This window comes from Metabacillus sp. RB-C-LZQ-3-1, assembly GCF_058315175.1.
In genome coordinates, this window is the sequence record NZ_JBZFLI010000016.1 from 21,833 (window position 1) to 44,377 (window position 22,545).

A 22,545-nucleotide genomic window follows, 5' to 3' on the forward strand; every position below is an offset into this window, starting at 1 on the left:
TATCTATTAAAAGTATTACTTTTTACTTACGTTTGTCACAATTAGTAGTATATCATCAAAAAATGACAAAAGTATGTATATAATATTACAGTTATGTTTCAAATATAACAAAAGACCTTATTATTCTACTAAAAATGGCACTTTTTACACTGTACCATACAAATAATTAGAATTCTACTATCTATCTATTAATTGAATCATTAAGGGCTAAATGGTTATTGTTTTGAGATTAGTTCGACCACAGTTATATCTGCCTGCTAAGAAAAGCGCAAGCTCCTTGATTTAGGAAACACGGTAAGCAAAGCAAACCGATGTTGACTTATCGTTGGGAGATGATCTGAAGTTTGATAGGCGATAGGCGCTGGCAGACTAAAACCGCAACATCCTGTTACATCAACTGCACTTGCACATCCTGTGCTTCGGAGCTACTACTAAAACTAAGTACAATATTTTAAACTTTCTTATCTTTCAATAAAAAACCTCCCACACCAAGTGGAAGGTTTAATTATCATGCTTATTAAATTATTTCAGGTGATGTTCTACAGCTTTGAGCCATGTTGTGGCCATAAGCATGTTTCCTGCGGAATTCATATGCACACCATCTGTAGTTAATTTGTAGCCATTGTTTTTTTCTAAATACTGAACAAATGCTTGATGTGTCGGCACGATTATTGCTTCAAATTGATTTGCCATTTCATTAACGACTTTAACGTATATTTTTAACATTTGATTACCTTGAGCTTGTAAATCTTCTTCTATTACAGTGGGTTCCATTAAAATAATACGTGCATTTGTATGTTTTTTTACTCTAGTAAGTAGTTCTTTATAGATTTTTTCAAATTCCTCTGCATCTACTTGTTCAATTTCCGGACGATCAAGTTGTCTCCACACATCATTGATACCAATTGAAATAGAGACATAGTCAGGATTAGGTTCAATTACATCTTGTTGCCACCTTGAGGCTAGGTCAGTAATACGATTGCCGCTAATCCCTTTATTTGTTATGTTAAATTTTTTTTGAGGATAAGTCGTAATTAAGTAATCGTGAATGATTCTTACATAACTTATTCCAATTTCTTCTGGATCTTCGCGCTTCCCTGATTCCGTAATACTGTCACCTATGAATAGTAATTTGATAGTGCCCATTTCCTCTCCCCCATTACCCTTTTGAATGTATAGATTTTTATTGAATACAGCACTCTCCTATTTTGGATAAAAAAATGATATATGAAACGTTTCGAGAAAAGTCTCCCATTTTCCTTTTCTTTTCTTACAAGATATTAAGTTATTTTTCAGTATGAGAATGAACTTCAAAAACGTTCCTTCCTTTTACTTCTCCGTTTACGATAATAGATAAAACATGCTTACCTGGATAATGTTTTCTTGTTGATAAATCTTTAAAGGAATGTTTTTTCACATATTGTTTTTTTTCACCTGGCTTAATCGTAATTTCCGATAGCTGAAATAGTTTACTCGAAGGCTTACCATTTGCCTTGATAAAATCAATCGAATATTCAACTCTTACTTTGCGTTGTTGTTCATCTGCTGATACTAATTGGAACGAAAAGGATATGGAATCTCCTATAAAAACATTGTTTGTGACTTCCAGATTTATTAGATCAATCTTTTTAACTGGACCTAAACCAAACAGCTCAAGAGCTTCTAAATTTCCCTTTTTAAGTAAGGTGCGTAATCCTTTTTTTAAAATCCAATCTGTTAATTCATTCTTTTCTTTCCATTTTTGTGCTAGTGAAAGGACGATTGCTGGATGGTCTTTAGAAATATCATTCATGTTATTTGCAACACTTTTTCTCACATATAGTGAAGGATCTTCCTTCAAGTTTTCTAATATCGGTAGAATCGGTGTTGGATCGTTTTTTAAACTACTTAATACGATTCCCCATGGAAGCCTTGGTCTAGAGCCTTCACTTGCTAATCTTCTAACATGCTCATTTGAATGACGGCTCCAGCTTAAAAATTGATTCATCATTTTCTCTTGGTCTTTTATGACAAAGGGGCGGACTGCAAATTCAGATGTTGAGTATTGCGTAAAATATTCAAGGGCAGCAATTGATACATCCCAATGATGTAACCCGTATACTTCAATGTAATCGGGAAAAATGATTCCTGCTAAACTACCTTTAAAATGGGGGGCTACCTCCTTTAATATACGAACTATATCTGTAAACTCCAGGTCTATTGTTGCATGACAACATTTAGAGATTCGCCGAACTCTCTGCTTTAATGTGAATTCATTCCACGCTCCAGCATATACGGATTTCTGAAACTTTGCTTGATCGAATGAAGGGTAAGCAACCTTCAATTCCTTTGAAAGTTCATCGATAAAACCTTGGTTAAAGATATTTCGAAGCTCCTCAGCCATATGCTCTCTCCTTAACTCATTGATTATTGCTTCATTATATCAAAACAAACCCAAATATTAGAAAAACCATGACTTTTATCTAAGTCATGGTTTTTCTAATGTTCGAGTATTAGTCAATCATTAATCCTATTGTTAGTTTTGTTCTGTTTTGAAAAGTTAACTCTAGTTCAATTGCTTCTTTAAAACCGGAAAGTGCCGTATTCCCTTCCATAATGGTTGGGGCTGTTATATCAATTGTCATTCCTTTTGAAAAAGCATTTGTACAAAGTCCACCTGAAATCATATTCCCAAGTTCCCCAGCAAATGATTTTAACATTTCTCCTTCAACTGCCATACCAAACATTATTTCACCTATATAACTAAAAAAATGGGTATCGGCTTTATAGAGAATCTTTCCTTTTATTGAACCCGTAATCCCAACTAAGACACCAAATCGACATGTTAACTCTGTATGTATCACAGGTGCAGTTATATTTTCATATGGAATCGGAAGAATCTGTTTTATAGACTCTATCATTGACTCGTGTAAACCTTCTAAAGTATTTGATACAGTCGTACTCAATACAAATCCCCCCTGTTTATTACGTATCGTTATAGAATTACAGCGTTAAATCTTCTTTTTATAAGCATACTTAACTACTAGTAGTATTACTGAGTCTTTTTTCTTATTATACAGTACATAGCTACTATTCACATCACAAACAGGACATTTGTTGTCACAATTTGTTTAGAAAAAATACTGGCTAGTCCTGGAGGCACACTAGCATTCATACTTATCTAGCTTTTTTTCAATCCATTGGTAGATATCACAAAAAACTTCTTGGCGATTCACTTCATTTAACATTTCATGCCGCCCATTTTCGTAAAACTTATAGTCTATATGTTGAATTCCATGTTTTCTTAATTGATTTATCATACTGACTACACCTTTTGTGTAACTCCCAACCGGATCCATATCTCCACTAAAAAGATAAAGCGGCACTCCCTTTTCCATTTTCTCTATTTGTTCAGCTTGATGAATCCTTTCAAGTCCATAGTATAAGTCTTGAAAAAAGCCTGTTGTACCTATTTTTCCACAGTAAGGATCATCTATATAGGCCGTAATGTGGTCAGAATCTCGTGTTAGCCATTCATATTCCGTATTAGCATTTTTAAATTTTTTATTATTGCTTCCAGTTGTTAATTTATGAAGAAATGGGCTTTCTGTTCGATTCCCCCACTTTTTCACCTGCCATTTTGCGAGTATTTTGGCAATCTTTAAGATAAAACCTGGATTTCCTCCAGTTCCAGATAAAATCACTCCGCACAGCCCTAATTGGTAGCGTTGTAAAAATCTGCGAACTAAAAAGGATCCCATGCTGTGTCCCATGAGAAACACAGGTAATCCAGGGTACTGCTCTTTTATGTGATCATAAACTTCCTTCAAATCATCAACAACTCTTTCAAATCCATTGGTTTCTGCAAAAAAACCATAAGCACTCGTTTTTTCACCTGTCTGTCCATGACCTCGATGATCATGACCAATTACGATGATTCCCTTGGAATTTAGATACTCAGCAAACGATTCATACCGTTTAATATGCTCTGACATTCCATGAGCAATCTGCAAGACTGCTTTTGGCTTCACCGTTTTCTCTTCCCATTTACATACAAACACTTGATGTGCATCAGACATAGATAACCAATTTTCACTTCTCATACCCTTCCCCCTCCCTTTAGTCTGTTCACATTTTAAAATGATTTTTCCCGTCAGGACTTGCGCTACTATTTCGTAAAGTTCCAAAGCTCTTTTTTAGATGTAGTTATAGCATCCGCCCCTGCCTCCAGTGCTTTTTCTACTTCATCTGTTGTCCGAATAAGCCCGCCTGCGAGGATTTTTGTCTGTGTGCGTTCCTTTACCTCTTTAATCATCCAAGGCATCGCCCCCGGTAATACCTCGATATAATCCGGCTTGGTTTTTTCTACTAAACGATAGCTGCGTTCTAAAGCATGGGAATCAATTAAAAACATCCTCTGAATCGCAACGACTCCTTTTTGCTTCGCCTTTAAAATGACATTTGATTTCGTGGAGATAAGTCCGTATGGCTGATACTCTTGACAAAGGTACTCTGTCGCAAAATCATCGCTTTTCAACCCATGTATTAAATCAACATGGTAAATAATTTTTTTCTGATGTTGTTCTGCTAACTTATGTAGATTAGCCAATTGTGATATATGGGTTTCTAAAAAAACTCCAATCTCATACTCACTTACTAAGAAACGCTCAAATTGTTTGATAGATGAAAAAGCAGGTAAAATCTTTTGCATAGGAACTCCTCACTTCATATTTATGTAAACTTAAACAGTATTATTTATCCCACTCTTAACCGGCAGGAAGAACCCCAACTCAAGCTTCTTTCTTTTACAAAGAGGCTGGCGGGATAACTGCCCGTAAAGGTCCATTAGTTTAACTTTATTTTTTTCATCATAAATCCTTGTTGTAAAATTGTCACCCTTTTATAAAGAATTTTATGTAGATGAAAAATACTTGGATAAATTAACCTCGTTTGTTAACAATATGAATTAGCATCCTTTCCGCTAGGAGGTTTTCATTGAAAACTCGCATTCCTAAACCATTGTCTAATTTAATAAAGGAAAAAAACAACAAGAGATTTGCTGAGAAATTATCGGCGATCCAGGAGATGAATAGCAGAACTCAAGACATAAAGAAGATCGAACAAATCTCTTCGAACCTTAAATGGAATTTAGAGCACATAAAAGAAGTAGTAGGAAATAGCAGCGATGTCGTTATAAGAGACTTTAAGGCTGGACAAAGCGGGGACATTCAGATAGGCATAATCTATACTGACGGATTAGCTGACAAAACACTTGTTCAGGATTTTGTATTAGAAACCCTAATGGTTCAAATCAGAGAAGCAAATTTTGATCCATTAACTGTTCAAACAAGCTTGTTTGAATTCATAAAGGCACGCTCTCTACCGACCGGTGAATTAATTGAAATTGAAAACTTTGAAGATCTCTTTTTCCACTTTTTATCTGGCGATACCATTCTATTAATTGACAATTTTACTAAGGGCTTAGCGATCGGATCAAGAGGCTGGGTAGATCGTGGTGTACAGGAGCCTTCTTCTCAGACTGTTGTTAGAGGTCCAAAAGACGGTTTTTCTGAAACGTTAAGAATCAATACTGCTTTAATAAGACGTCGAATCAAGGATCCAAATCTGTGGCTTGAGACAAAGCAGCTTGGAAAAAAGACAAAAACAGATGTTGGCATTATGTATTTAAAAGGCGTGGTAAACGAAAAAATTGTGAAAGAAGTACATTCCCGATTAGACAAAATTAAAATAGATGCCATCCTCGAAAGCGGATATATAGAAGAGCTAATACAGGATAAAACTTATACTCCTTTTCCTACAGTCTTCAATACAGAACGACCTGATACTGTCGCTGCTGCCATATTGGAAGGAAGGGTAGCAATCCTTGTTGACGGAACTCCTTTCGTTTTAATCGTTCCTGCTCTTTTAGTGAATTTTTTTCAGGCGAGTGAAGATTATTATCAACGAGCTGATATCGCAACACTGATTCGTTTACTTCGATATCTATCTTTTTTTCTTGCATTACTGACACCATCAGCCTATATTGCGGTGACAACCTTCCATCAGGAAATGCTTCCTACTCCTTTACTCATTAGTCTCGCAGCCCAACGAGATGGAGTCCCTTTTCCCGCAATTGTTGAGGCAATCATCATGGAGTTGACCTTTGAAATATTACGAGAGGCTGGGGTTCGAATGCCTAGAGCTGTCGGTTCTGCTATCTCAATTGTTGGAGCATTGGTTATCGGACAGGCAGCAGTAGAGGCTGGGATTGTGACGGCAACAATGGTTATCGTTGTTTCCTTAACAGCCATTAGCAGCTTTGTATCACCTACTTTTAATATGGGTATTGCTGTTCGAATTCTAAGGTTTGGATTTATGATCCTTGCTGGAACGTTCGGTTTATTTGGCATTATTTTAGGCTTAATTGCTATGGTCCTCCATCTTAATAGCTTAAGGTCCTTTGGTATTCCTTATTTATCGCCGAATGCTCCATTTATATTACAGGATCAAAAAGACAACTTTTTTCGCTTTCCACATTGGGCTTTATTTACGCGCCCTCGGTTAATCAATCAAAAAGACAGGGATCGAGAAGATACTTCTTCCCCTAAGCCTCCTACTACTAGTTAAGGAGTTAATCTAAATGAAAAAGAAGCTGTTCATTGTTTTTTTCATGCTCCTTCTCACAACAGGTTGCTGGAGTAAAAAAGATCTAAACGAACTCGCAATCGTAACGGCAATAGGTATTGATAAAACAGAAGACGGTTATTCCGTTTCCATTCAAGTATTAAACCCATCAGAGCTTGCTGGAAATACAAGCTCAGGTCGTACTGAAGTTGTTAGGTTTATAAAATCAGGGGATACCATATTCGAAACTTTAAGGAAGTTATCAATGGATTCTCCCAGAAGAATATATTTAGCACATCTTCGCGAGGTTGTCTTTGGAGAGGAAATTGCTAGAGATGGAATAGGAAAAGCACTAGATTTTATTTCTAGAGATCATGAGATGCGAACTGATTTTTATATTACGGTTGCTAAAGGCTCAACCGCAGCTGATATCCTTAATATTCAAACAGCAATTGAAAAAGTTCCGGCAAATAAACTATTTAACGCACTTGAAACCTCTGAAAAAGTTTGGGCAGCAACAAAAACAGTACAGCTGGATGAATTAATTAATAGTATTGTGAGTAAAGGTAAAGAACCAGTTTTAACAGGCATCTATTATTACGGTAACTCAGAATATGGAAGCAATATTGAAAATGTCCACAATGTTTCACCCGAAACAGGATTAAGACTTGATTATCTTGCTGTCTTCAAAAAAGATAAGCTAATTGGTTGGCTTAATATGAATGAGAGCAAAGGCTTCAACTATATAACTGATACGATAAAGAATACAGTGATAACGATCGAAACAAATGAAGGCAAAGTCTCTATTGAAGCACTCCGTTCTAAAACCAAAGTACACGGAAAAATGAAAAAAGGCAAACCAGTTATAGACATCACGATCGATACAGAAGGAAACCTTGCTGATGTTGAAAGTAGTATTGATTTATCAAAACCCGAGATTATAGATAAATTAGAAAAGGAATTTCAAAACAATATTAAAGAAAAAGTGCAAACCTCAATTAAAAAGGTACAAGAGGAATTTCAAAGTGATATTTTTGGCTTTGGGGAAGTGATTCATCGAGCTGATCCAAGAGCTTGGAAAGAAATTGAGGATAATTGGGATGAAATGTTCACTAATTTAGATGTAAACGTTGAAGTGAAAGCAGACATTCGCAGGTTAGGTACAATTACTGAATCGTTCCAGAAGGAGATAAAGGAGTAAACAATACATGTGGTCAATTGTTGGAATTCTACTTATAGGATTAACCGTATTTATTATTGATGTTAAACCTCTCATAAAAGGGAAAAATTATCGCGAGATCTTCATTTATAGTTCCCTATTATTGAGTGGACTAGCACTATCTAGCTTACTAATACTCAAAGTGAGAATTCCAACACCACTTGATTTCATAAAAACTATATACATGCCTTTTATTTCATTTATTGAACGTCTTTTGTCATAGAGGTGATCGTCAAACATGCTTGAAGAAGGGAAAATTAATGCTGGAGAATTTGAGACAATTGTTATTACTTTCACTTTAGGAAGTTCCATCCTAGTTGCACCATCCTTACTTGCTTCAAATGCCAAACAAGATGCATGGATTGCTTCTATTCTTTCGTTAATCATAGGACTAAGTTTTATTTTTCTATATCATAAGCTATTATCCCTTTATCCAAAAATGACATTTGTGGAATTTTCAGAAGCGATTTTAGGAAAATGGGCCGGAGGTTTCGTATCATTTTTATTTCTCTCTTATTTTTTTATTGTTTCTGCAGGGTTACTTAGAGAGATTGGGGATTTCCTTACAACACAAATTATGGTAGAAACACCTATTCAAATGGTCATGATCTCTTTTATTATCATTTGTATGGCAGGTGTTAAATTGGGAATTGAAGTTATCTGTCGAACAGCGGTTATTTTTTTTCCGTGGATGACTCTCTTGCTATTATTGTTATTTCTATTTCTTATTCCTGAAATAAAATTATCAAATATTCAACCTATCTTTGGTGAAGGGTTGAAAGCTATTAGTAGAGCTACTTATAGTAATTTGGGACTCCCTTATTTAGAATTAATCATTTTTTTAATGATCACACCATATATAACGGACAAAGTGAAGCTGAAAAAAGCCTTCTATAAAGGAACGATTATTGGAGGAGTCGTTTTAGGTATCCTTATTATTTTTAGCATCCTTGTACTTGGAGCTGATTTTTCTGCAAGGAACGCCTACCCATCTTATATTTTAGGAAAGAAAATTAGCCTTGGTACAGTTCTCGAAAGAATGGAAGTCATCGTTGCGATCATTTGGTTTTTCTCGATGTTCTTTAAGCTTACCATCTGCTATTACGGAATCACGCTCGGAATAGCACAAGTATTTCGACTAAAAAACTATAAAATCTTAGTTTCTCCTTTAGCCTTTTTAATTGTCACCTTTGCTATTATTTTATATCCGGATATTGTTTACTTTCAGGATTTTATTGCTCATACATGGACCCCTTATTCCTTATCAATATGCTTTTTCCTTCCTTTTATATTATTGATTGTAGCTCAGGTTAAGAAAATGAAAACATACACCAAAAGGGAAAGGTAAGGTTCTATGGAGAATGCAAAAATATCCGCGATTCAGTTAGTCATTATTATTTATATTTTTGTTGTCGGTACAACTGTTATCTTCCCACTAGCTGCTGATGCTAAACAGGCAGCCTGGATTTCGATTTTAATCGGTTTGCTTAGTGGATTTCCATTGCTTTTTATGTATCATTATTTATACAAATTGTATCCAAGTCTTGTTTTGACTGAATATTGCAAGAAAATTCTTGGTAAATATATAGGAACTGCTGTTGGTCTATCCTACGTTTTGTTTTTTTTATATGGTGCAGCACGTGATGTGCGGGACGCCATGGAATTAGCGCCCCTGTTTTTACATGAAACTCCCGTGTCAGCCATTGGAATTATGTTTTTACTACCTGTTTTATATGGGTTATTTTTAGGAATAGAAGTATTACTGAGAACAAGTGAAATCTTTATTGTTTATCTTGTTATAACTGGTGCATTAATGATTTTATTTATTTTTCTATCTGATATCTTTCAAGTTGAAAATTTACTACCTGTTTTAGAGCCAGGATGGAAAACAATCATTCGTACCACATTTAAAGAACCTTGGATGGCACCTTTTGGAGAGGTTGTTTGTTTTACGATGATATTCGCCTATCTCAATAAGCCAAAACATCAACTTAAAGCATCATTTTTGGGAGTAATGATTGGAGGACTTTCTTTAGCTTTTTTTCACTTTTTAACAATTGCTGTTTTAGGGGCTGATACTAGAGGTCGTTCCATTTCACCATTTCTTAGAATGGTTCAAAAAATTGATATAGCTGATATTATTCAAAGGCTTGATGCGCTCTTTATGATATGGCTACTTGTTAATGATTTTTTTAAAGTCGCTATTTTTATGTATGCAGCAGTGATTGGCGGGGCAACGCTATTTAAAGTCTCTAAAAATGTGCTGATTTTGCCATTTGGAACTCTTGTATTTTTCACTGCGATATATTTTGCAGATGATTATTCCTCTCATATGGCGCAAAGTGATTTTGTTCTTACTTATATTTATCCTATTTTTGCATTATGCTTTCCGCTTCTTTTATGTTTTGTTGGCTTTACTAGACAAAAGATAAATAAAAGGCAGAATTCTTCTTAATACCTCAAGAGATTCGCGCATTTTGTCGTTTTTTGTCTAATCGTAAATATATTTTAAAAATCGCAAATAAAATTTCATAATCGAAAATTAGATCACAAAATAGCAAATATATCCTGATAATCACAAATAAGTGTTTTATCAGACAAAAAAAGACCATAGGAAGGATTTTACTATTCTCCTTCCTATGGTCTTTTTTAAAAGGAATGGTGCTTTTCCATTACTTGTTTATACTCACTTTCTAATTCATGCAATGTTAATTCATATAATTGGCGATTATCTGAGGATTTAAAGCAATTTAGCTTTAACAACTGTTGAATGATCTGATCCTTTTGAAAGACAATGGCTTCCTTCATTTTATCACCCATTTCCTTCACTTTCTGTGAAAAACCTTACATTAGTTGACTTTCCGCTATCTTATTTAAATGTTCTGTTAACATTATTTTCAACTCATTTGATTTTTTCAACCTATTTGTTGCTTCTAAAAAGAAGTTCTCATCTCCATGTCCAAGAGACTGATCAACCTGATATTTTAGATGGTTAATGTGTAACTCCAGATCCATTAAGGAGAAAATATGCCCATTAATAAAGTATTTTTCTAAATCCTCTAGTGCCATATAAAATTGTTTATCAGAATTCAAATAAACCATATTATACCAGCCCTGATCAAGTACATATGTACGCTCATTCGTGACCTCTAAAAAATCTCCTCGTTTGATTGTCAACATATCCTCATGCTCTCCATCTGGACAGAAACACTCGACAAAATGTTGAAATTGGTCATTCACGATAAAATAATGATGCATTGTGTATAAACTCCTCTCTTAATGAAAATCGTTATCTTTATAAAAATCTTTACATTGTTGTGTTAAAGGACATTCAAAGCATCCTTGATTAGATTCATTAACAAGGCGTTTCAAATGGTTGAGGTATTGTACTCCCTTTGGAATATCATGTTCGTTTGGATAAAGGATAGACACTTTCCCATCGATTAACGATACAATTTCAATCTTTTCTGGTAGGATGCCCAAAGCATCATAAAAGAAAACAGACACAAGATGGTTATACTTCTCCATCAAATGCTGATCAGCTTCCAAAAGGAATTTTTTTATTGAAAATGATTTGGTTGACCATTCTGCAAGTTCGATGGTGATGGATAGCTGTGTTTCTATTTCCTGTACATATGTATATAGCTTTTCATATAAAAACAGGGGCGGCTGCTGGAAATTTGTTGAAAGAAACTGCAGCAAATGGTCTGTTATTTTCGCTAAAACCACATAATACTCTTCCCTGGACTGAAAAAGATTAAACCTAACATGCCAAAAATGGTCAATTAACTTTAAAGCTGTTAACTTAGTTTGCTCTCCTAATGGAAGCTGATAATATGTATGGACAATTTTATTGATTACATATTGAATATCTTGTCTCCACATTCGTTCATTTTCGTGTAGGAGCTGATAATAGTAAACTTGATAAGGACATGTAATAAAAGACTCTAAATGATCTTGCACCATATATTTCTCTACTATCTGTTTGTTTTCGTTTATCATTTAGAGTGCACTTCCTCTCCAAAATAATGATAATGATTATCATTATCTCTTCTTTATTCTAATTGAAAATCGTTATCAATGTCAAGGTTAGATGTTTCTTATCCTATTTATAAAAGTAGAAAAAAGACCAGTCATATCATGACTGATCCCTAGGTTAGTTCATTAATTTCTTTATCATTTTCAAGCTGTTTTTTGCATTTGGATAACGAAAACTAAAATCAAAACGATTGGTTTGCTTGAGAACACTTTTATAGTGGGAAAAGGTTTGGAAGCTTGCTTCACCATGGTAAGTTCCCATTCCACTTTCACCAACTCCTCCAAAAGGCAGGTATGGTGTAGCGATATGCATAATTGTATCGTTAATACACCCACCACCAAATGAAGTAGATTCGGTAACTTGCTTTTCTACATCCTCGTTTGTTGTAAAAAGGTACAACGCTAACGGCTTTGGACGGCTATTAATAAAATCAAGGGATTCTTGTAGATCACTATATTCCAAAATCGGAAGGATTGGCCCGAAAATCTCATCTGTCATCAAAGGGGATGTAAGATCATGCGGTTCAATAAGAGTTGGATTTATTTTTAAAAGACGTTCATCTGATTGGCCGCCAAACAATATCGTACCATCTGATAAATATCCCTTTAATCGATGAAAGTGACGAGCATTCACTATTTTTGTGAAGTCTTCATTTTCCATTGCATTTTCCCCGTAAAAGTCGAGGATGACCTTTTTTAACTCTTTAATAAATGGCTGTTTTATCTCCTTGTGGAGGAAAAGGTAATCTGGAGCAATACAAGTTTGACCGGCATTTATTAGCTTGCCAAACGCAATTCTTTTTGCAGCTAGTTCGAGATTAGCGGTCTTATCAACAATACATGGACTTTTTCCGCCAAGCTCTAACGTAATCGGGATTAGTCTTTTGGCAGCAGCCTCCATGACAATTTTCCCCACTGGGGCACTACCAGTAAAAAAGAAATAATCAAAAGGTTGATCTAATAAATAACGGGTCGTTTCGACCCCGCCTTCTAGTACAGCGATATAAGCAGGATCAAAGACTTCTTGAATTAGCTTGGAAAGCAATGATGATGTATGTGGTGTTAATTCTGATGGCTTAAGTATTGCTGTATTTCCAGCTGCAATAGCTCCGACTAGTGGAGCGAGCTGAAGCTGAAACGGATAATTCCAAGGTGCAATAATCAGTGTAACACCAAAGGGCTCAGCAACTCTTATTCCTTTAGAACCTATATGTGTTTTTGCTGTTTTTACTTTCTCAGGCTTCATCCATTTATCTAAATGTTTTAATGTAAATTTTATTTCCTCTAATAAAAATCCAATTTCGGTGACATATGCTTCTGTTTCTGATTTATTTAAATCAAGTTTAAGCGCATGACATATTTCTTTTTCGTTATTTCGAACTTGTTCAGCTAGGGTTTCAAGCATTTTTTTTCTGAAATCCTCTGATTTTGTTTGACCAGTACGAAAGAAGTTTTTTTGAAGTTGAACAGCTTCTGTAACTGATTCATGTGTCTGTTCGTTTATCTGAACCATGACTTATTCCTCCTATAAGAGATGATCACCTGTTAATATAGGCCTCTTCTATTAACAAAGTCAAAGTTTTACATAGTTTCTGCTTTCTTTTTTTGAATAGGTGCTTTTTGATATCCCCATTTTAAGGATAAGATCATGCCAATTAAACCTGCTGTACCTGCAGTTAGAAATACAGGAAAAAATGTACCTTCTTCCGTAAATAAACCCGCGATAAATGGACCTAGAAAAATACCTATCGCATACACAGCTTGGAACAGCCCCATCGCTGTGGCACGTTTTCTATTCGGGATGGTTTGGATCGCCATTCCCATTAACAAGGGGATCGTCATTCCTTGGGCAAACCCATTTAAAGCCTGAGTAAGATAAAGAACTCCCAGGTCTTTTACAAACGGTATCATCGAGGAAAACACAAATGTACCTAGAAATCCCACAACCAATATAGACCATTTTTGAAAATGCCCAGCAAAATATCTTCCAGTCATGATTGGCGCAATGGCATGAGGAATCATAAAACTGAGTACTAAGTAAATCAAGCTATCCTTAGAGGCGCCAATTTCCAGTGCGTAATTAGGTGTAAATCCGAACATCGTAATAAACAGTACTGCATGAGCAATGGCAGATAATGTTGCTGCTTTTAAGACAATCGACTCCTTCATTACTTCATGTAGTTCATTCATTTCGATTTTTTTCGTCTCCGTTTTCCTTGTTGATTCTTTCATTCGAAATGCTAACACAATCCCTACAACCCCAAGGATTCCCCCTAACCAAAAGGGAGATTTCCACCCCCAATGGGTGACAAGATACCCACTTACGGCCATACTTATAAGCTGGGAAGCAACAGTAATAAACTGTATATTTCCCATCGCCCTTGTTGTGTCCTCCCGCTTAAAATAACTCGCATATAAAACGGTAAAAGCAACCCACATCGATGCTGTAATCCCAGATATAAACCTTGATACCAGTGCGAATCCCAAGCTATCAGTTAAGGCAAAACCCAGGCAACTAATCACGCCTGTAACAAGGCCGGCAATCACAAACGGCTTCCGAATTTGCAATCGGTCTGACACAACTCCAACGGGAAGTCGCAATAAAATTTGCATAATGCCATAGCTTCCTACGATAAAGCCAACTAATGTATAGGTTCCACCTAGAAAGTCCAGATATGAAACAAAAACAGGAACATAAATATAGAGTGTAAACCAATAAATAAAGGTAATTAAAATAAACAAAGTATGATCATAGAATGAGAGCTTTTTAACTTCTATTTCATTAGTCAAAATATACCTCCTAATTTCTTTATGTATCTAATTTATCTTATCTACTTTCTACATTTATTAAATACTAAAAATGGAAAAAAGAGAAGAAAATCAACTTACTAGTGATTTCCTTCTCTTTAATAAACATATTTTAGAAATACAATAACCAAATCACAACAACTAGAACAATTCGATAAATAGCAAATGGCATTAGTTTAATTTTGTTAATCAATTTTAAGAAAAATCGAATTGACAGCAATGCAAAAACGAAGGCACTAATAAATCCAGCGATAAAGAATGGCATGGCATCTAATGTGAAGTACTGCCAGTTTTTAAGAAGAGAAATTCCGCTAGCTCCCGCCATAATTGGGACAGCCATAATAAATGTGAAATCGGCTGCTGCACGGTGGCTCATACCTAATAACACACCACCTGAAATTGTCGATCCTGAACGGGAGAAGCCCGGCCATAATGAAAGACACTGAATAAGTCCGACTGATAGTGCTTGCTTGTACGTAATTTGGTCAACTGTTTCAATCTTTGGTTCCTTGGGACCAAAGATGTCAGCTGCAATCATTAAAACAGCACCTACAATTAATCCAATTAGCACTGTTTCAATTGAGAATAAATGTTCGTCGATATAATCTTCAAACAAAACTCCCAACACACCTGCCGGAATTAACCCAACAATAACTTGTGTTAGCTTTAAACGATTTTGTGCAATCGTTTTTGGTGCATTTTTGCTTAATCTGTCTAATCCAAGCATTTGAATAAATCTGTCCTTAAATACGACGACAACTGCTAAAATAGAACCTAGTTGAATAACTATTTTAAATGTATTTGCAACATATTTTGTTAAAAATTCTTCTGATTGTAACCACATATCATCAACAATTATCATATGACCTGTTGAAGAAACGGGTGCAAATTCTGTTAATCCTTCTACCAAGCCTAATATAACAGCCTTTAAGAGTGTAATAAAATCCATCTTTTAAGCTCCTATCATTCTTTTTTTCGATAAACCACAAATGTAAGTATACCTTAAAAGAAACGAGGTGGAACTTAATTTTTTCTTAAGATTACTCTTTTACAAACTCCTTTGTACTTCTAACTGTGTCAATTGGGCGAACCATTTTTTCAATTTGCTCACGCTTTGGTTCTAAAAAAGGCGGTAGTGAAAGCTTTTCTCCTAATGTTTCGTAAGGCTCATCCCCCATAAATCCAGGTCCGTCTGTTGCAAATTCAAATAAAATGTTAGGGGCAACTCTTGCATATAATGATTCAAAGAAGTGCCTGTTTACATAGCCGGATGTCTGAAAACCAATGCTTTCCATACGATCAATCCACTCTTGTAGCACTTCACCGTTTTCTACACGGAAGGCTGCATGGTGAACTGTTCCAAAGCCTTGAATTCCTTGAGGCAGCATCATATTATGTTCGACAATGACCTGTGCTCCATTTCCACCTTCGCCAACTTCGAATAAATGGAAGGATCCTTCTTGAGCAATTTCTTTAAATAAGAGAGCTTTTTCAAGCACTTCCTTTAATTGATCAAAATTTGAGATTCGGATGAAGATTGGACCTAACCCTGTGATGGCATGTTCTAAAGGAATCGGACCTTTTTGCCAAGGTGTACCTGAAGCAATCCCCTTATTATACTCATCAGAAATCAACTGATATTGCTGGTCATCAAAATCAACAAAGGATAATGTTTTCTTTCCAAATTGTTCTTTTATTCCCGTATGCTTCACTCCTAAACGATCAAAGCGTTTAACCCAATAGTCTAATGATGCATCTGTTGGGACGCGAAACGAGGTTTTTGAAATTTCATTTGTTCCATGAATCCCCTTTGGAATTCCCGGAAAGTCGAAGAATGTCATATCTGTTCCTGCACTACCTGCATCATCTGCGAAGAATAAATGATAGGTTTGAATATCATCTTGATTCACTGTTTTTTTCACCAAGCGCATGCCAAGCACATATGTGAAAAATTCATAGTTTTTTTCTGCACTACTAGTAATTGCTGTTACATGGTGTATTCCTTTTAAATGGTTCATATTCATCCTCCGTTATCTTTATGATATCTATTAGTATGCTTGAAATTCGCGGATATATAATCTATTTAATTCAAATATCTTGAATTGGAGATAATATACCATCAAATATTCTATGATGCAAGCAATTGAAATATTAAATTGCAAAAAACGTATTTGCAAAAAAGACCATTCACAAAAATAGTTAATAACATGCAAGAAAATGTGAAAAATTGCAAGAAAAAAGACAAGGATCTCTCCTTGTCCCTAATTATCAATCGTGAAAATTTGTACCATCTGTTGTTTCTTTAATAATACCTGCGCGGATTACGAAGTCACCGAAGTGCTCGTTTTCTTCACGTTCTTTCGCATAGCGAGGAAGAATGACACTTAGTTCTTTTAATATTTCCTCTTCACCGATGTTTTCACGATACATTTTGCTTAAACGAGTTCCGTCATGTGCAGCACCTAGGTACATATTGTATTTACCAGGAGCTTTTCCGATAAAGCCAATTTCACCTAGTGCGTGGCGCGCGCATCCATTTGGACAGCCAGTCATACGGATCGTGATTTCTTTATCATTAAGACCATTTTGATCAACAATTTCATCGATTTTATCGATCAATGTTGGCAGATAGCGTTCTGCTTCAGCCATTGCTAAGCCACATGTTGGCAATGCTACACATGCAAGCGCGCTGCGGCGTAATGCAGAGTAATGCTTACCATCAGTTAGACCGTATTTTTCGATAAGCTCGTTAATTTTTTTCTTTTTCTGAGTTGATACATTAGCAATGATCAGGTTTTGATTTGCTGTTAAACGGAAGTCGCCTTTGTGGATCTTAGCGATTTCTCTTATCCCAGTCATTAGCTTGTAATCATCATAGTCTGTTACACGTCCGCCTTCAACGAATAGCGTGAAATTCCATTTTCCTTTCACACCTTTTACCCAACCATAGCGGTCTCCGTTATGGTCAAAGTTAAATGGTTTCGCTGCATCAAGACTCCAACCAAGACGATTATGGAGTTCAGCTACCACATTTTCTAATCCAAGACGATCTACAGTATATTTAAAACGAGCATTTTTACGTACAGAACGATTACCATAATCACGTTGAATCGTAATGATTTTTTCAGCTACATCATAGATTTGTTCCGGTTTACAGAAGCCGATTACTTTTGCAAGCTGTGGATATGTTGCCTTATCACCGTGTGACATTCCCATTCCGCCGCCAATCGCTACGTTAAAACCAACAAGCTTGTCGTCTTCAACAATCGCGATAAATCCTAAGTCCTGAGAGAAAATATCCACATCATTTGATGGTGGTACGGCAATTCCAATTTTAAACTTACGTGGTAAATAAAGCGGGCCATACATTGGCTCAACTTCTTCAGTATCAGGTGTACCCGCAACTTTTTCTTCATCTAGCCAAATTTCATGGTAGGCTCTTGTACGTGGTAACAAGTCATCGCTTAACTTTTTAGACCATTCATATACCTCTTGATGAACGTTTGATTGATATGGATTTGCCACACACATCACATTACGGTTTACATCTCCGCATGCGGCAATTGTATCCATTAAAGAAGCATGAATACCTTGAATCGTTTTTTTCATATTCCATTTTAAAATACCGTGCAATTGGAACGTCATTCGGGTTGTGAGCTTTAGTGTTCCATTTCCATATTTATTGGCAAGGTCATCCATCACAAGCCACTGATCAGGTGTTGCAACCCCACCTGGTAATCGAACACGCAGCATAAATTGATAAGCTGGCTCTAATTTTTGTTTTTGACGTTCATTACGAAGATCACGGTCATCCTGCAAATAGCTACCATGATGCTTCATAAGGCGGTTATCATCATCAGAAATTCCTGCGCTTAGTCGATCAAGCATGGATTCTTTTAGAGTGCCGCGCAAGTAGTCACTTTCTTCTTTAATACGTTCAACATCACTTGGAGCGCCTTCAGGTGCTTTTAATATTTGGTTCGCCATGTTCTAGAAAAACTCCTTTCAATCAAAGATCAATATACATCGCGCTGGTAGCGTTTCGATTGCTGCATGTCGGCAAGGTAGCTTTCAGCTTTTTCACGGCTTAAGCCGCCTTCTTTTTCAATAATGTCAATAAGGGTATTATGCACATCATGTGCCATATGCTTTTCATCACCGCAGATATAAACAACGGCACCTTCTTCAAGCCATTCGAATAATTCTTTACTGTGCTCTAGCATACGGTGTTGTACATACACTTTCTCCTCTGTATCACGGGAGAACGCAACATCCATTTTTGTTAAAACTCCATCTTTTAACCATTTTTGCCATTCTGTTTGGTAAAGGAAGTCTGTTACAAAATGTTGATCTCCAAAGAACATCCAGGACTTACCTTCTGCCCCGATCTCTTCCCGCTCTTGCATAAATGCACGGAAAGGTGCTACACCTGTACCAGGTCCAACCATAATGATCGGTGTATCCGGATTTTCTGGAAGTTTAAAGTTTTGATTATGTTGTACATAAACCGGTAATGTATCACCTGGCTGCAGGCGTTCTGCTGTTAAAATTGAAGCTACACCTTTACGCTTGCGACCATGCGCTTCATAACGAACTGCGCCAATTGTCAAGTGAACTTCTTCCGGATTTGCCGCTAGACTGCTGGAAATAGAATACAAACGAGCAGGCATTTTACGTAAAATGCTAACAAAGTCCTGTGCCGAAACATCCCATGGCCCAAAATCACGAAGTAAATCTAATAAATCACGTCCATCAATATATGCTTTTAATTCATCAATTTTCTCCGGAGCAACAAGTGCTTTTAAGTCCTTATTTGATGAAAGCTGTGCTGCCTTTTCAATAAGCGGCTTCGTTAATACAGTGATTTCAAGCTTTTTGCTTAAAGCTTCTTTTAAAGTGACATCCTCTTTATTCACTGTAACCTTTTGATTTCCATCCCATTTTGTTGCTTCTAAAATCATATCAACAAGTTCAGGGTCATTTTCAGGATACACGCCTAGGCTGTCACCCGGTTCATAAGTTAGTCCGGAACCTTCAAGAGATAACTCTAAATGACGTGTTTCTTTATTAGAGCCGCGCCCATTTAAATTAATGTTTTCAAGAACTTCTGCTTTAAATGGGTTTGTACGAGAATAGGCTGATTCAACTGCTGGAGCTGAAGCAACAGTTGAAGCAGATTCCACACTTGCAGACTGTGCTTCACTTAACCCCGCATACACGCCTTCAATCCATTCTGCTGCAGGCTCATCAAAGTCAAGATCACAGTCAATACGTGGGTATAAACGAATTCCACCAAGGTCTTCTAAACGTTGATCAAATTCTTTTCCTGTTTGACAGAAAAATTCATACGAGCTATCGCCAAGTGATAATACAGAATATCGAAGATCATCTAGCTTTGGAGCTCGTTTTCCATGTAAAAACTCATGGAATGATAATGCATTATCTGGCGGATCTCCTTCACCATGCGTACTCACGACGATGAGAAGATTCTCCACTTTTTTCAGATTGTTTGGTTTAAAATCACTCATTGATGATACAGTAACATTGTATCCGCGTTCTTCAAGTGTTTTTCCCGACTTTTCAGCAATACCTTGAGCATTACCTGTTTGAGAACCATAAAGAATTGTAACATTTTTTGATACTGGCTTTACATTAGCTTGAGCTACTGCTTCTGCTACCGGTGCCTCAGGAGCAGCCTGAACACTAACAGAACCAGACTGAGTAGCAGCTAAATATCCGCTCAACCAGACTTTTTGAGATTCTGTCAAAGTTGGCAGAAGACGATTGAGGAGCTCTGCTTGCTCCTGATTAAACGGACTGTTCATTACCTGAAGTTGCAACAAAATCCACCTCACAAAGAAATATACTTGTACAAACTATTTCATAATTCCTAGTTTCCATCATTTTTTGCTCACATACAAGTAAAAAATATAATTCATTTTAACACAACTCACTATTCCTATCAATAAAGTTGGTTTTAATTGTGTAAAGAATTAAAAAATTTGTGTCAAATTTGAAAAGCGCAAGGCGCCCGCCTATCGGCGACAATCATAAGTCAAGTAGGAATAGAAGGTGTTCTTTACCTTCAATTCCTACTTGACTAGACCCTAGAGCCGATGGCGCCTGGAGCTAGACACCGAAACTAAGTACAAAACTTATAAATTCTGATATTATAATAAAAGTTAATACATCCTTTATTTTTGCCTTTACTAGTTATAGACCCAACACCAAAAAACCCCCTATTAGCCTGTGCTACTAGAGGGTCTTTATACTAGCCTTCAATATCACGTTGTCGGTATCCAATAAAACCGATAGCGATAAGAACAACTGCAATACTAGTTAATACGCTGATTGAAACATAGTTCATTTCCTCGACAGGAAGCTGTGGGACGTGACCGAATGGTGAGAGATTTCCCATCCATTCAGGGAATTGAAGCATCGTCCCTAAATAGACAACGAAGAATGAATACCCTAAATAAAGCCACGAAAATCCAGAGAATTGAGGTTTTACGCCCATCATGAATGCTGATAAACCTGTAATAACCCATATAGCTGGTAAATAGGCCATTGCAGCTTTGAATAGGAGACTAAAAGCAATAGGGTCCTCCATTACACTTGCCGCTGCAGCCCATAGTCCAAGGATGGCTAAAAATAACATCACGAAACCAAGTAAAATGGAAAGAAGTAAGTAACTTCCCAGTAGTGAGTTTCGAGAAACAGCGCGTGAAAGTAAGTGCTCTGTTCGATTTCGTTTTTCTTCTCCTTTTAGTTTAAGCAAAAACATTAATGCAGGAATTGTACAGATCATCGAAATAACAGACATTAACATAGAAACAAATTGTTCCGTTAACGTTAAACCCTCAACAGGAGTTAACATTTGACTGATCATCTCATTATTGGAAAAAAACGATTCTAAATCACCGAATACTGAGCCGTAGGATACACCTAAAATGAACATTCCGATTGCCCAGGTGATAATCCCAGTTCGTTGGATTCTAAATGCTAGACCTATAGGGCTTTGCATTAAACGTGTAGCGTGCTTGCGCCCTGGCTTAGCAGGAATAAAGCCCGCATCCAAATCACGAATCGTATTTAAATAATAAGCAAGGATGAAGATAACGATAGAGAACAAAATCGTTAACCCAACTGGCCACCAGTAATTGTTTACATACACCTCTGTTTTTAATCCCCAGCCTAAAGGTGAAAACCAAGAAATAGTTTCATTGCTCACATCACCGATTGCCCGAATTAAATAAGAAATTCCAAGTACAGCAAAAGAAAGACCTATTGTTCCTCTAGCATTTGATGATAGTTGAGCGAATAGAGCCGTAACAGCGCTAAAGAAAATGCCTGTTGCACCAAGAACTGCACCATATAAAAGAGAGCCTTCCAGGTTCATACTGGCGATCTGTAAACTGTACAAACCTAAACCAATGATCACCGCTAGTAAAATATTCATTGCAACTAACACAATGATTGTTGCACTTAAAGTTGAAAGACGCCCAACCGGAAGGGAACGAATAAGTTCTATTCTCCCTTCTTCTTCATCTGCCCGAGTATGTCTTGTCACAAGTAAAATACTCATAATCGCAACGACAATGGCCGTAAATAATAACATTTGGTGAGCCATCATTGGACCTTCAGTATAATGGTCTAAACCATAACCTGGCCCTACCATCGCTGTCATAGCTGGATTCTTCATCGTTTCTGCAATCGCTTGTCTCTCTTGCTCTGTTTGATATAACCCTGTAAAAGCCGTAGCGGTTATAACAGTGATGAAAGATAATGTGATGAGCCAGATTGGAATACGGATACGATCTCTCCTTAATAAGAAGCGAGTCATTGTTCCAGTCTTACTATAAAGCTGATTCCACATT

At 36.5% G+C, this 22,545-nt stretch carries 20 protein-coding genes; 5 read left to right on the plus strand and 15 right to left on the minus strand.

What is annotated here, in order from left to right; all coding sequences use genetic code 11:
• Positions 1-522 precede the first annotated feature (522 nt).
• From AC4GZ8_RS20310 to AC4GZ8_RS20330, 5 genes are all read right to left on the minus strand, one after another.
• A complete protein-coding gene (locus AC4GZ8_RS20310; RefSeq protein ID WP_491083730.1) occupies positions 523-1,146 on the minus strand; it encodes an SGNH/GDSL hydrolase family protein in 624 nt (207 codons plus the stop codon).
• A gap of 139 nt (positions 1,147-1,285) precedes the next feature.
• Entirely contained in the window at positions 1,286-2,383 is a 1,098-nt protein-coding gene (locus AC4GZ8_RS20315) for a DNA alkylation repair protein (protein ID WP_491083731.1), read from the minus strand.
• 109 nt (positions 2,384-2,492) lie between these two features.
• A complete protein-coding gene (locus AC4GZ8_RS20320; protein ID WP_491083732.1) occupies positions 2,493-2,945 on the minus strand; it encodes a chemotaxis protein CheX in 453 nt (150 codons plus the stop codon).
• A 198-nt stretch (positions 2,946-3,143) separates the two neighbouring features.
• Complete coding sequence (locus AC4GZ8_RS20325) at positions 3,144-4,082, minus strand: alpha/beta hydrolase (protein WP_491083733.1); 939 nt, start codon at positions 4,080-4,082, stop codon at positions 3,144-3,146.
• Positions 4,083-4,147: 65 nt separating this feature from the next.
• On the minus strand, positions 4,148-4,690 hold the full coding sequence (locus AC4GZ8_RS20330) for a glycerol-3-phosphate responsive antiterminator (RefSeq protein WP_491083734.1): 543 nt from the start codon (positions 4,688-4,690) through the stop codon (positions 4,148-4,150).
• Positions 4,691-5,064: 374 nt separating this feature from the next.
• Between AC4GZ8_RS20330 and AC4GZ8_RS20335 the strand changes: the two genes are divergently transcribed.
• From AC4GZ8_RS20335 to AC4GZ8_RS20355, 5 genes are read left to right on the plus strand one after another with little or no spacing between them, the layout of a single operon-like run.
• Positions 5,065-6,606 carry a spore germination protein gene (locus AC4GZ8_RS20335; RefSeq protein WP_491083812.1) on the plus strand — a complete coding sequence of 514 codons (1,542 nt, stop codon included), beginning with the start codon at positions 5,065-5,067 and terminating at the stop codon, positions 6,604-6,606.
• Between the two features lie 13 nt (positions 6,607-6,619).
• A complete protein-coding gene (locus AC4GZ8_RS20340; protein ID WP_491083735.1) occupies positions 6,620-7,804 on the plus strand; it encodes a Ger(x)C family spore germination protein in 1,185 nt (394 codons plus the stop codon).
• 7 nt (positions 7,805-7,811) lie between these two features.
• A complete protein-coding gene (locus AC4GZ8_RS20345) occupies positions 7,812-8,045 on the plus strand; it encodes a hypothetical protein (protein ID WP_491083736.1) in 234 nt (77 codons plus the stop codon).
• A 15-nt stretch (positions 8,046-8,060) separates the two neighbouring features.
• Positions 8,061-9,170: a GerAB/ArcD/ProY family transporter gene (locus AC4GZ8_RS20350; protein WP_491083737.1), complete on the plus strand. Its 1,110-nt coding sequence runs from the start codon at positions 8,061-8,063 to the stop codon at positions 9,168-9,170.
• A 6-nt stretch (positions 9,171-9,176) separates the two neighbouring features.
• Positions 9,177-10,277 carry a GerAB/ArcD/ProY family transporter gene (locus AC4GZ8_RS20355; protein ID WP_491083738.1) on the plus strand — a complete coding sequence of 367 codons (1,101 nt, stop codon included), beginning with the start codon at positions 9,177-9,179 and terminating at the stop codon, positions 10,275-10,277.
• A gap of 194 nt (positions 10,278-10,471) precedes the next feature.
• Here the strand turns inward: AC4GZ8_RS20355 and AC4GZ8_RS20360 are convergent, their stop codons facing one another.
• The 10 genes from AC4GZ8_RS20360 to AC4GZ8_RS20405 form a co-directional block, all read right to left on the minus strand.
• Positions 10,472-10,642, minus strand: coding sequence for a Fur-regulated basic protein FbpA (locus tag AC4GZ8_RS20360; RefSeq protein WP_491083739.1), 171 nt, complete (start codon positions 10,640-10,642; stop codon positions 10,472-10,474).
• 24 nt (positions 10,643-10,666) lie between these two features.
• On the minus strand, positions 10,667-11,080 hold the full coding sequence (locus AC4GZ8_RS20365; protein WP_491083740.1) for a hypothetical protein: 414 nt from the start codon (positions 11,078-11,080) through the stop codon (positions 10,667-10,669).
• Positions 11,081-11,098: 18 nt separating this feature from the next.
• Positions 11,099-11,824: a hypothetical protein gene (locus tag AC4GZ8_RS20370; protein WP_491083741.1), complete on the minus strand. Its 726-nt coding sequence runs from the start codon at positions 11,822-11,824 to the stop codon at positions 11,099-11,101.
• 154 nt (positions 11,825-11,978) lie between these two features.
• Positions 11,979-13,373: an aldehyde dehydrogenase gene (locus AC4GZ8_RS20375; protein WP_491083742.1), complete on the minus strand. Its 1,395-nt coding sequence runs from the start codon at positions 13,371-13,373 to the stop codon at positions 11,979-11,981.
• 68 nt (positions 13,374-13,441) lie between these two features.
• Entirely contained in the window at positions 13,442-14,650 is a 1,209-nt protein-coding gene (locus AC4GZ8_RS20380; RefSeq protein ID WP_491083743.1) for an MFS transporter, read from the minus strand.
• A gap of 130 nt (positions 14,651-14,780) precedes the next feature.
• A complete protein-coding gene (locus tag AC4GZ8_RS20385) occupies positions 14,781-15,617 on the minus strand; it encodes an undecaprenyl-diphosphate phosphatase (protein ID WP_491083744.1) in 837 nt (278 codons plus the stop codon).
• A gap of 91 nt (positions 15,618-15,708) precedes the next feature.
• Positions 15,709-16,686, minus strand: coding sequence for a ring-cleaving dioxygenase (locus AC4GZ8_RS20390; RefSeq protein ID WP_491083745.1), 978 nt, complete (start codon positions 16,684-16,686; stop codon positions 15,709-15,711).
• A 250-nt stretch (positions 16,687-16,936) separates the two neighbouring features.
• A complete protein-coding gene (gene cysI, locus AC4GZ8_RS20395; protein WP_491083746.1) occupies positions 16,937-18,655 on the minus strand; it encodes an assimilatory sulfite reductase (NADPH) hemoprotein subunit in 1,719 nt (572 codons plus the stop codon).
• A 29-nt stretch (positions 18,656-18,684) separates the two neighbouring features.
• Complete coding sequence (locus AC4GZ8_RS20400) at positions 18,685-20,508, minus strand: assimilatory sulfite reductase (NADPH) flavoprotein subunit (RefSeq protein ID WP_491083747.1); 1,824 nt, start codon at positions 20,506-20,508, stop codon at positions 18,685-18,687.
• Positions 20,509-20,939: 431 nt separating this feature from the next.
• Complete coding sequence (locus AC4GZ8_RS20405; protein ID WP_491083748.1) at positions 20,940-22,544, minus strand: ABC transporter permease; 1,605 nt, start codon at positions 22,542-22,544, stop codon at positions 20,940-20,942.
• Position 22,545: the final 1 nt, after the last annotated feature.

Bases quoted from the DNA above. Each gene is read 5' to 3' on its own strand.
- AC4GZ8_RS20310 (WP_491083730.1), bottom strand. From the start codon at position 1,146: ATGGGCACTATCAAATTACTATTCATAGGTGACAGTATTACGGAATCA.
- AC4GZ8_RS20315 (WP_491083731.1), bottom strand. From the start codon at position 2,383: ATGGCTGAGGAGCTTCGAAATATCTTTAACCAAGGTTTTATCGATGAA.
- AC4GZ8_RS20325 (WP_491083733.1), bottom strand. From the start codon at position 4,082: ATGAGAAGTGAAAATTGGTTATCTATGTCTGATGCACATCAAGTGTTT.
- AC4GZ8_RS20330 (WP_491083734.1), bottom strand. From the start codon at position 4,690: ATGCAAAAGATTTTACCTGCTTTTTCATCTATCAAACAATTTGAGCGT.
- AC4GZ8_RS20335 (WP_491083812.1), top strand. From the start codon at position 5,065: ATGAATAGCAGAACTCAAGACATAAAGAAGATCGAACAAATCTCTTCG.
- AC4GZ8_RS20340 (WP_491083735.1), top strand. From the start codon at position 6,620: ATGAAAAAGAAGCTGTTCATTGTTTTTTTCATGCTCCTTCTCACAACA.
- AC4GZ8_RS20345 (WP_491083736.1), top strand. From the start codon at position 7,812: ATGTGGTCAATTGTTGGAATTCTACTTATAGGATTAACCGTATTTATT.
- AC4GZ8_RS20350 (WP_491083737.1), top strand. From the start codon at position 8,061: ATGCTTGAAGAAGGGAAAATTAATGCTGGAGAATTTGAGACAATTGTT.
- AC4GZ8_RS20355 (WP_491083738.1), top strand. From the start codon at position 9,177: ATGGAGAATGCAAAAATATCCGCGATTCAGTTAGTCATTATTATTTAT.
- AC4GZ8_RS20360 (WP_491083739.1), bottom strand. From the start codon at position 10,642: ATGGGTGATAAAATGAAGGAAGCCATTGTCTTTCAAAAGGATCAGATC.
- AC4GZ8_RS20365 (WP_491083740.1), bottom strand. From the start codon at position 11,080: ATGCATCATTATTTTATCGTGAATGACCAATTTCAACATTTTGTCGAG.
- AC4GZ8_RS20370 (WP_491083741.1), bottom strand. From the start codon at position 11,824: ATGATAAACGAAAACAAACAGATAGTAGAGAAATATATGGTGCAAGAT.
- AC4GZ8_RS20375 (WP_491083742.1), bottom strand. From the start codon at position 13,373: ATGGTTCAGATAAACGAACAGACACATGAATCAGTTACAGAAGCTGTT.
- AC4GZ8_RS20385 (WP_491083744.1), bottom strand. From the start codon at position 15,617: ATGGATTTTATTACACTCTTAAAGGCTGTTATATTAGGCTTGGTAGAA.
- AC4GZ8_RS20390 (WP_491083745.1), bottom strand. From the start codon at position 16,686: ATGAACCATTTAAAAGGAATACACCATGTAACAGCAATTACTAGTAGT.
- cysI (WP_491083746.1), bottom strand. From the start codon at position 18,655: ATGGCGAACCAAATATTAAAAGCACCTGAAGGCGCTCCAAGTGATGTT.
- AC4GZ8_RS20405 (WP_491083748.1), bottom strand. From the start codon at position 22,544: ATGTGGAATCAGCTTTATAGTAAGACTGGAACAATGACTCGCTTCTTA.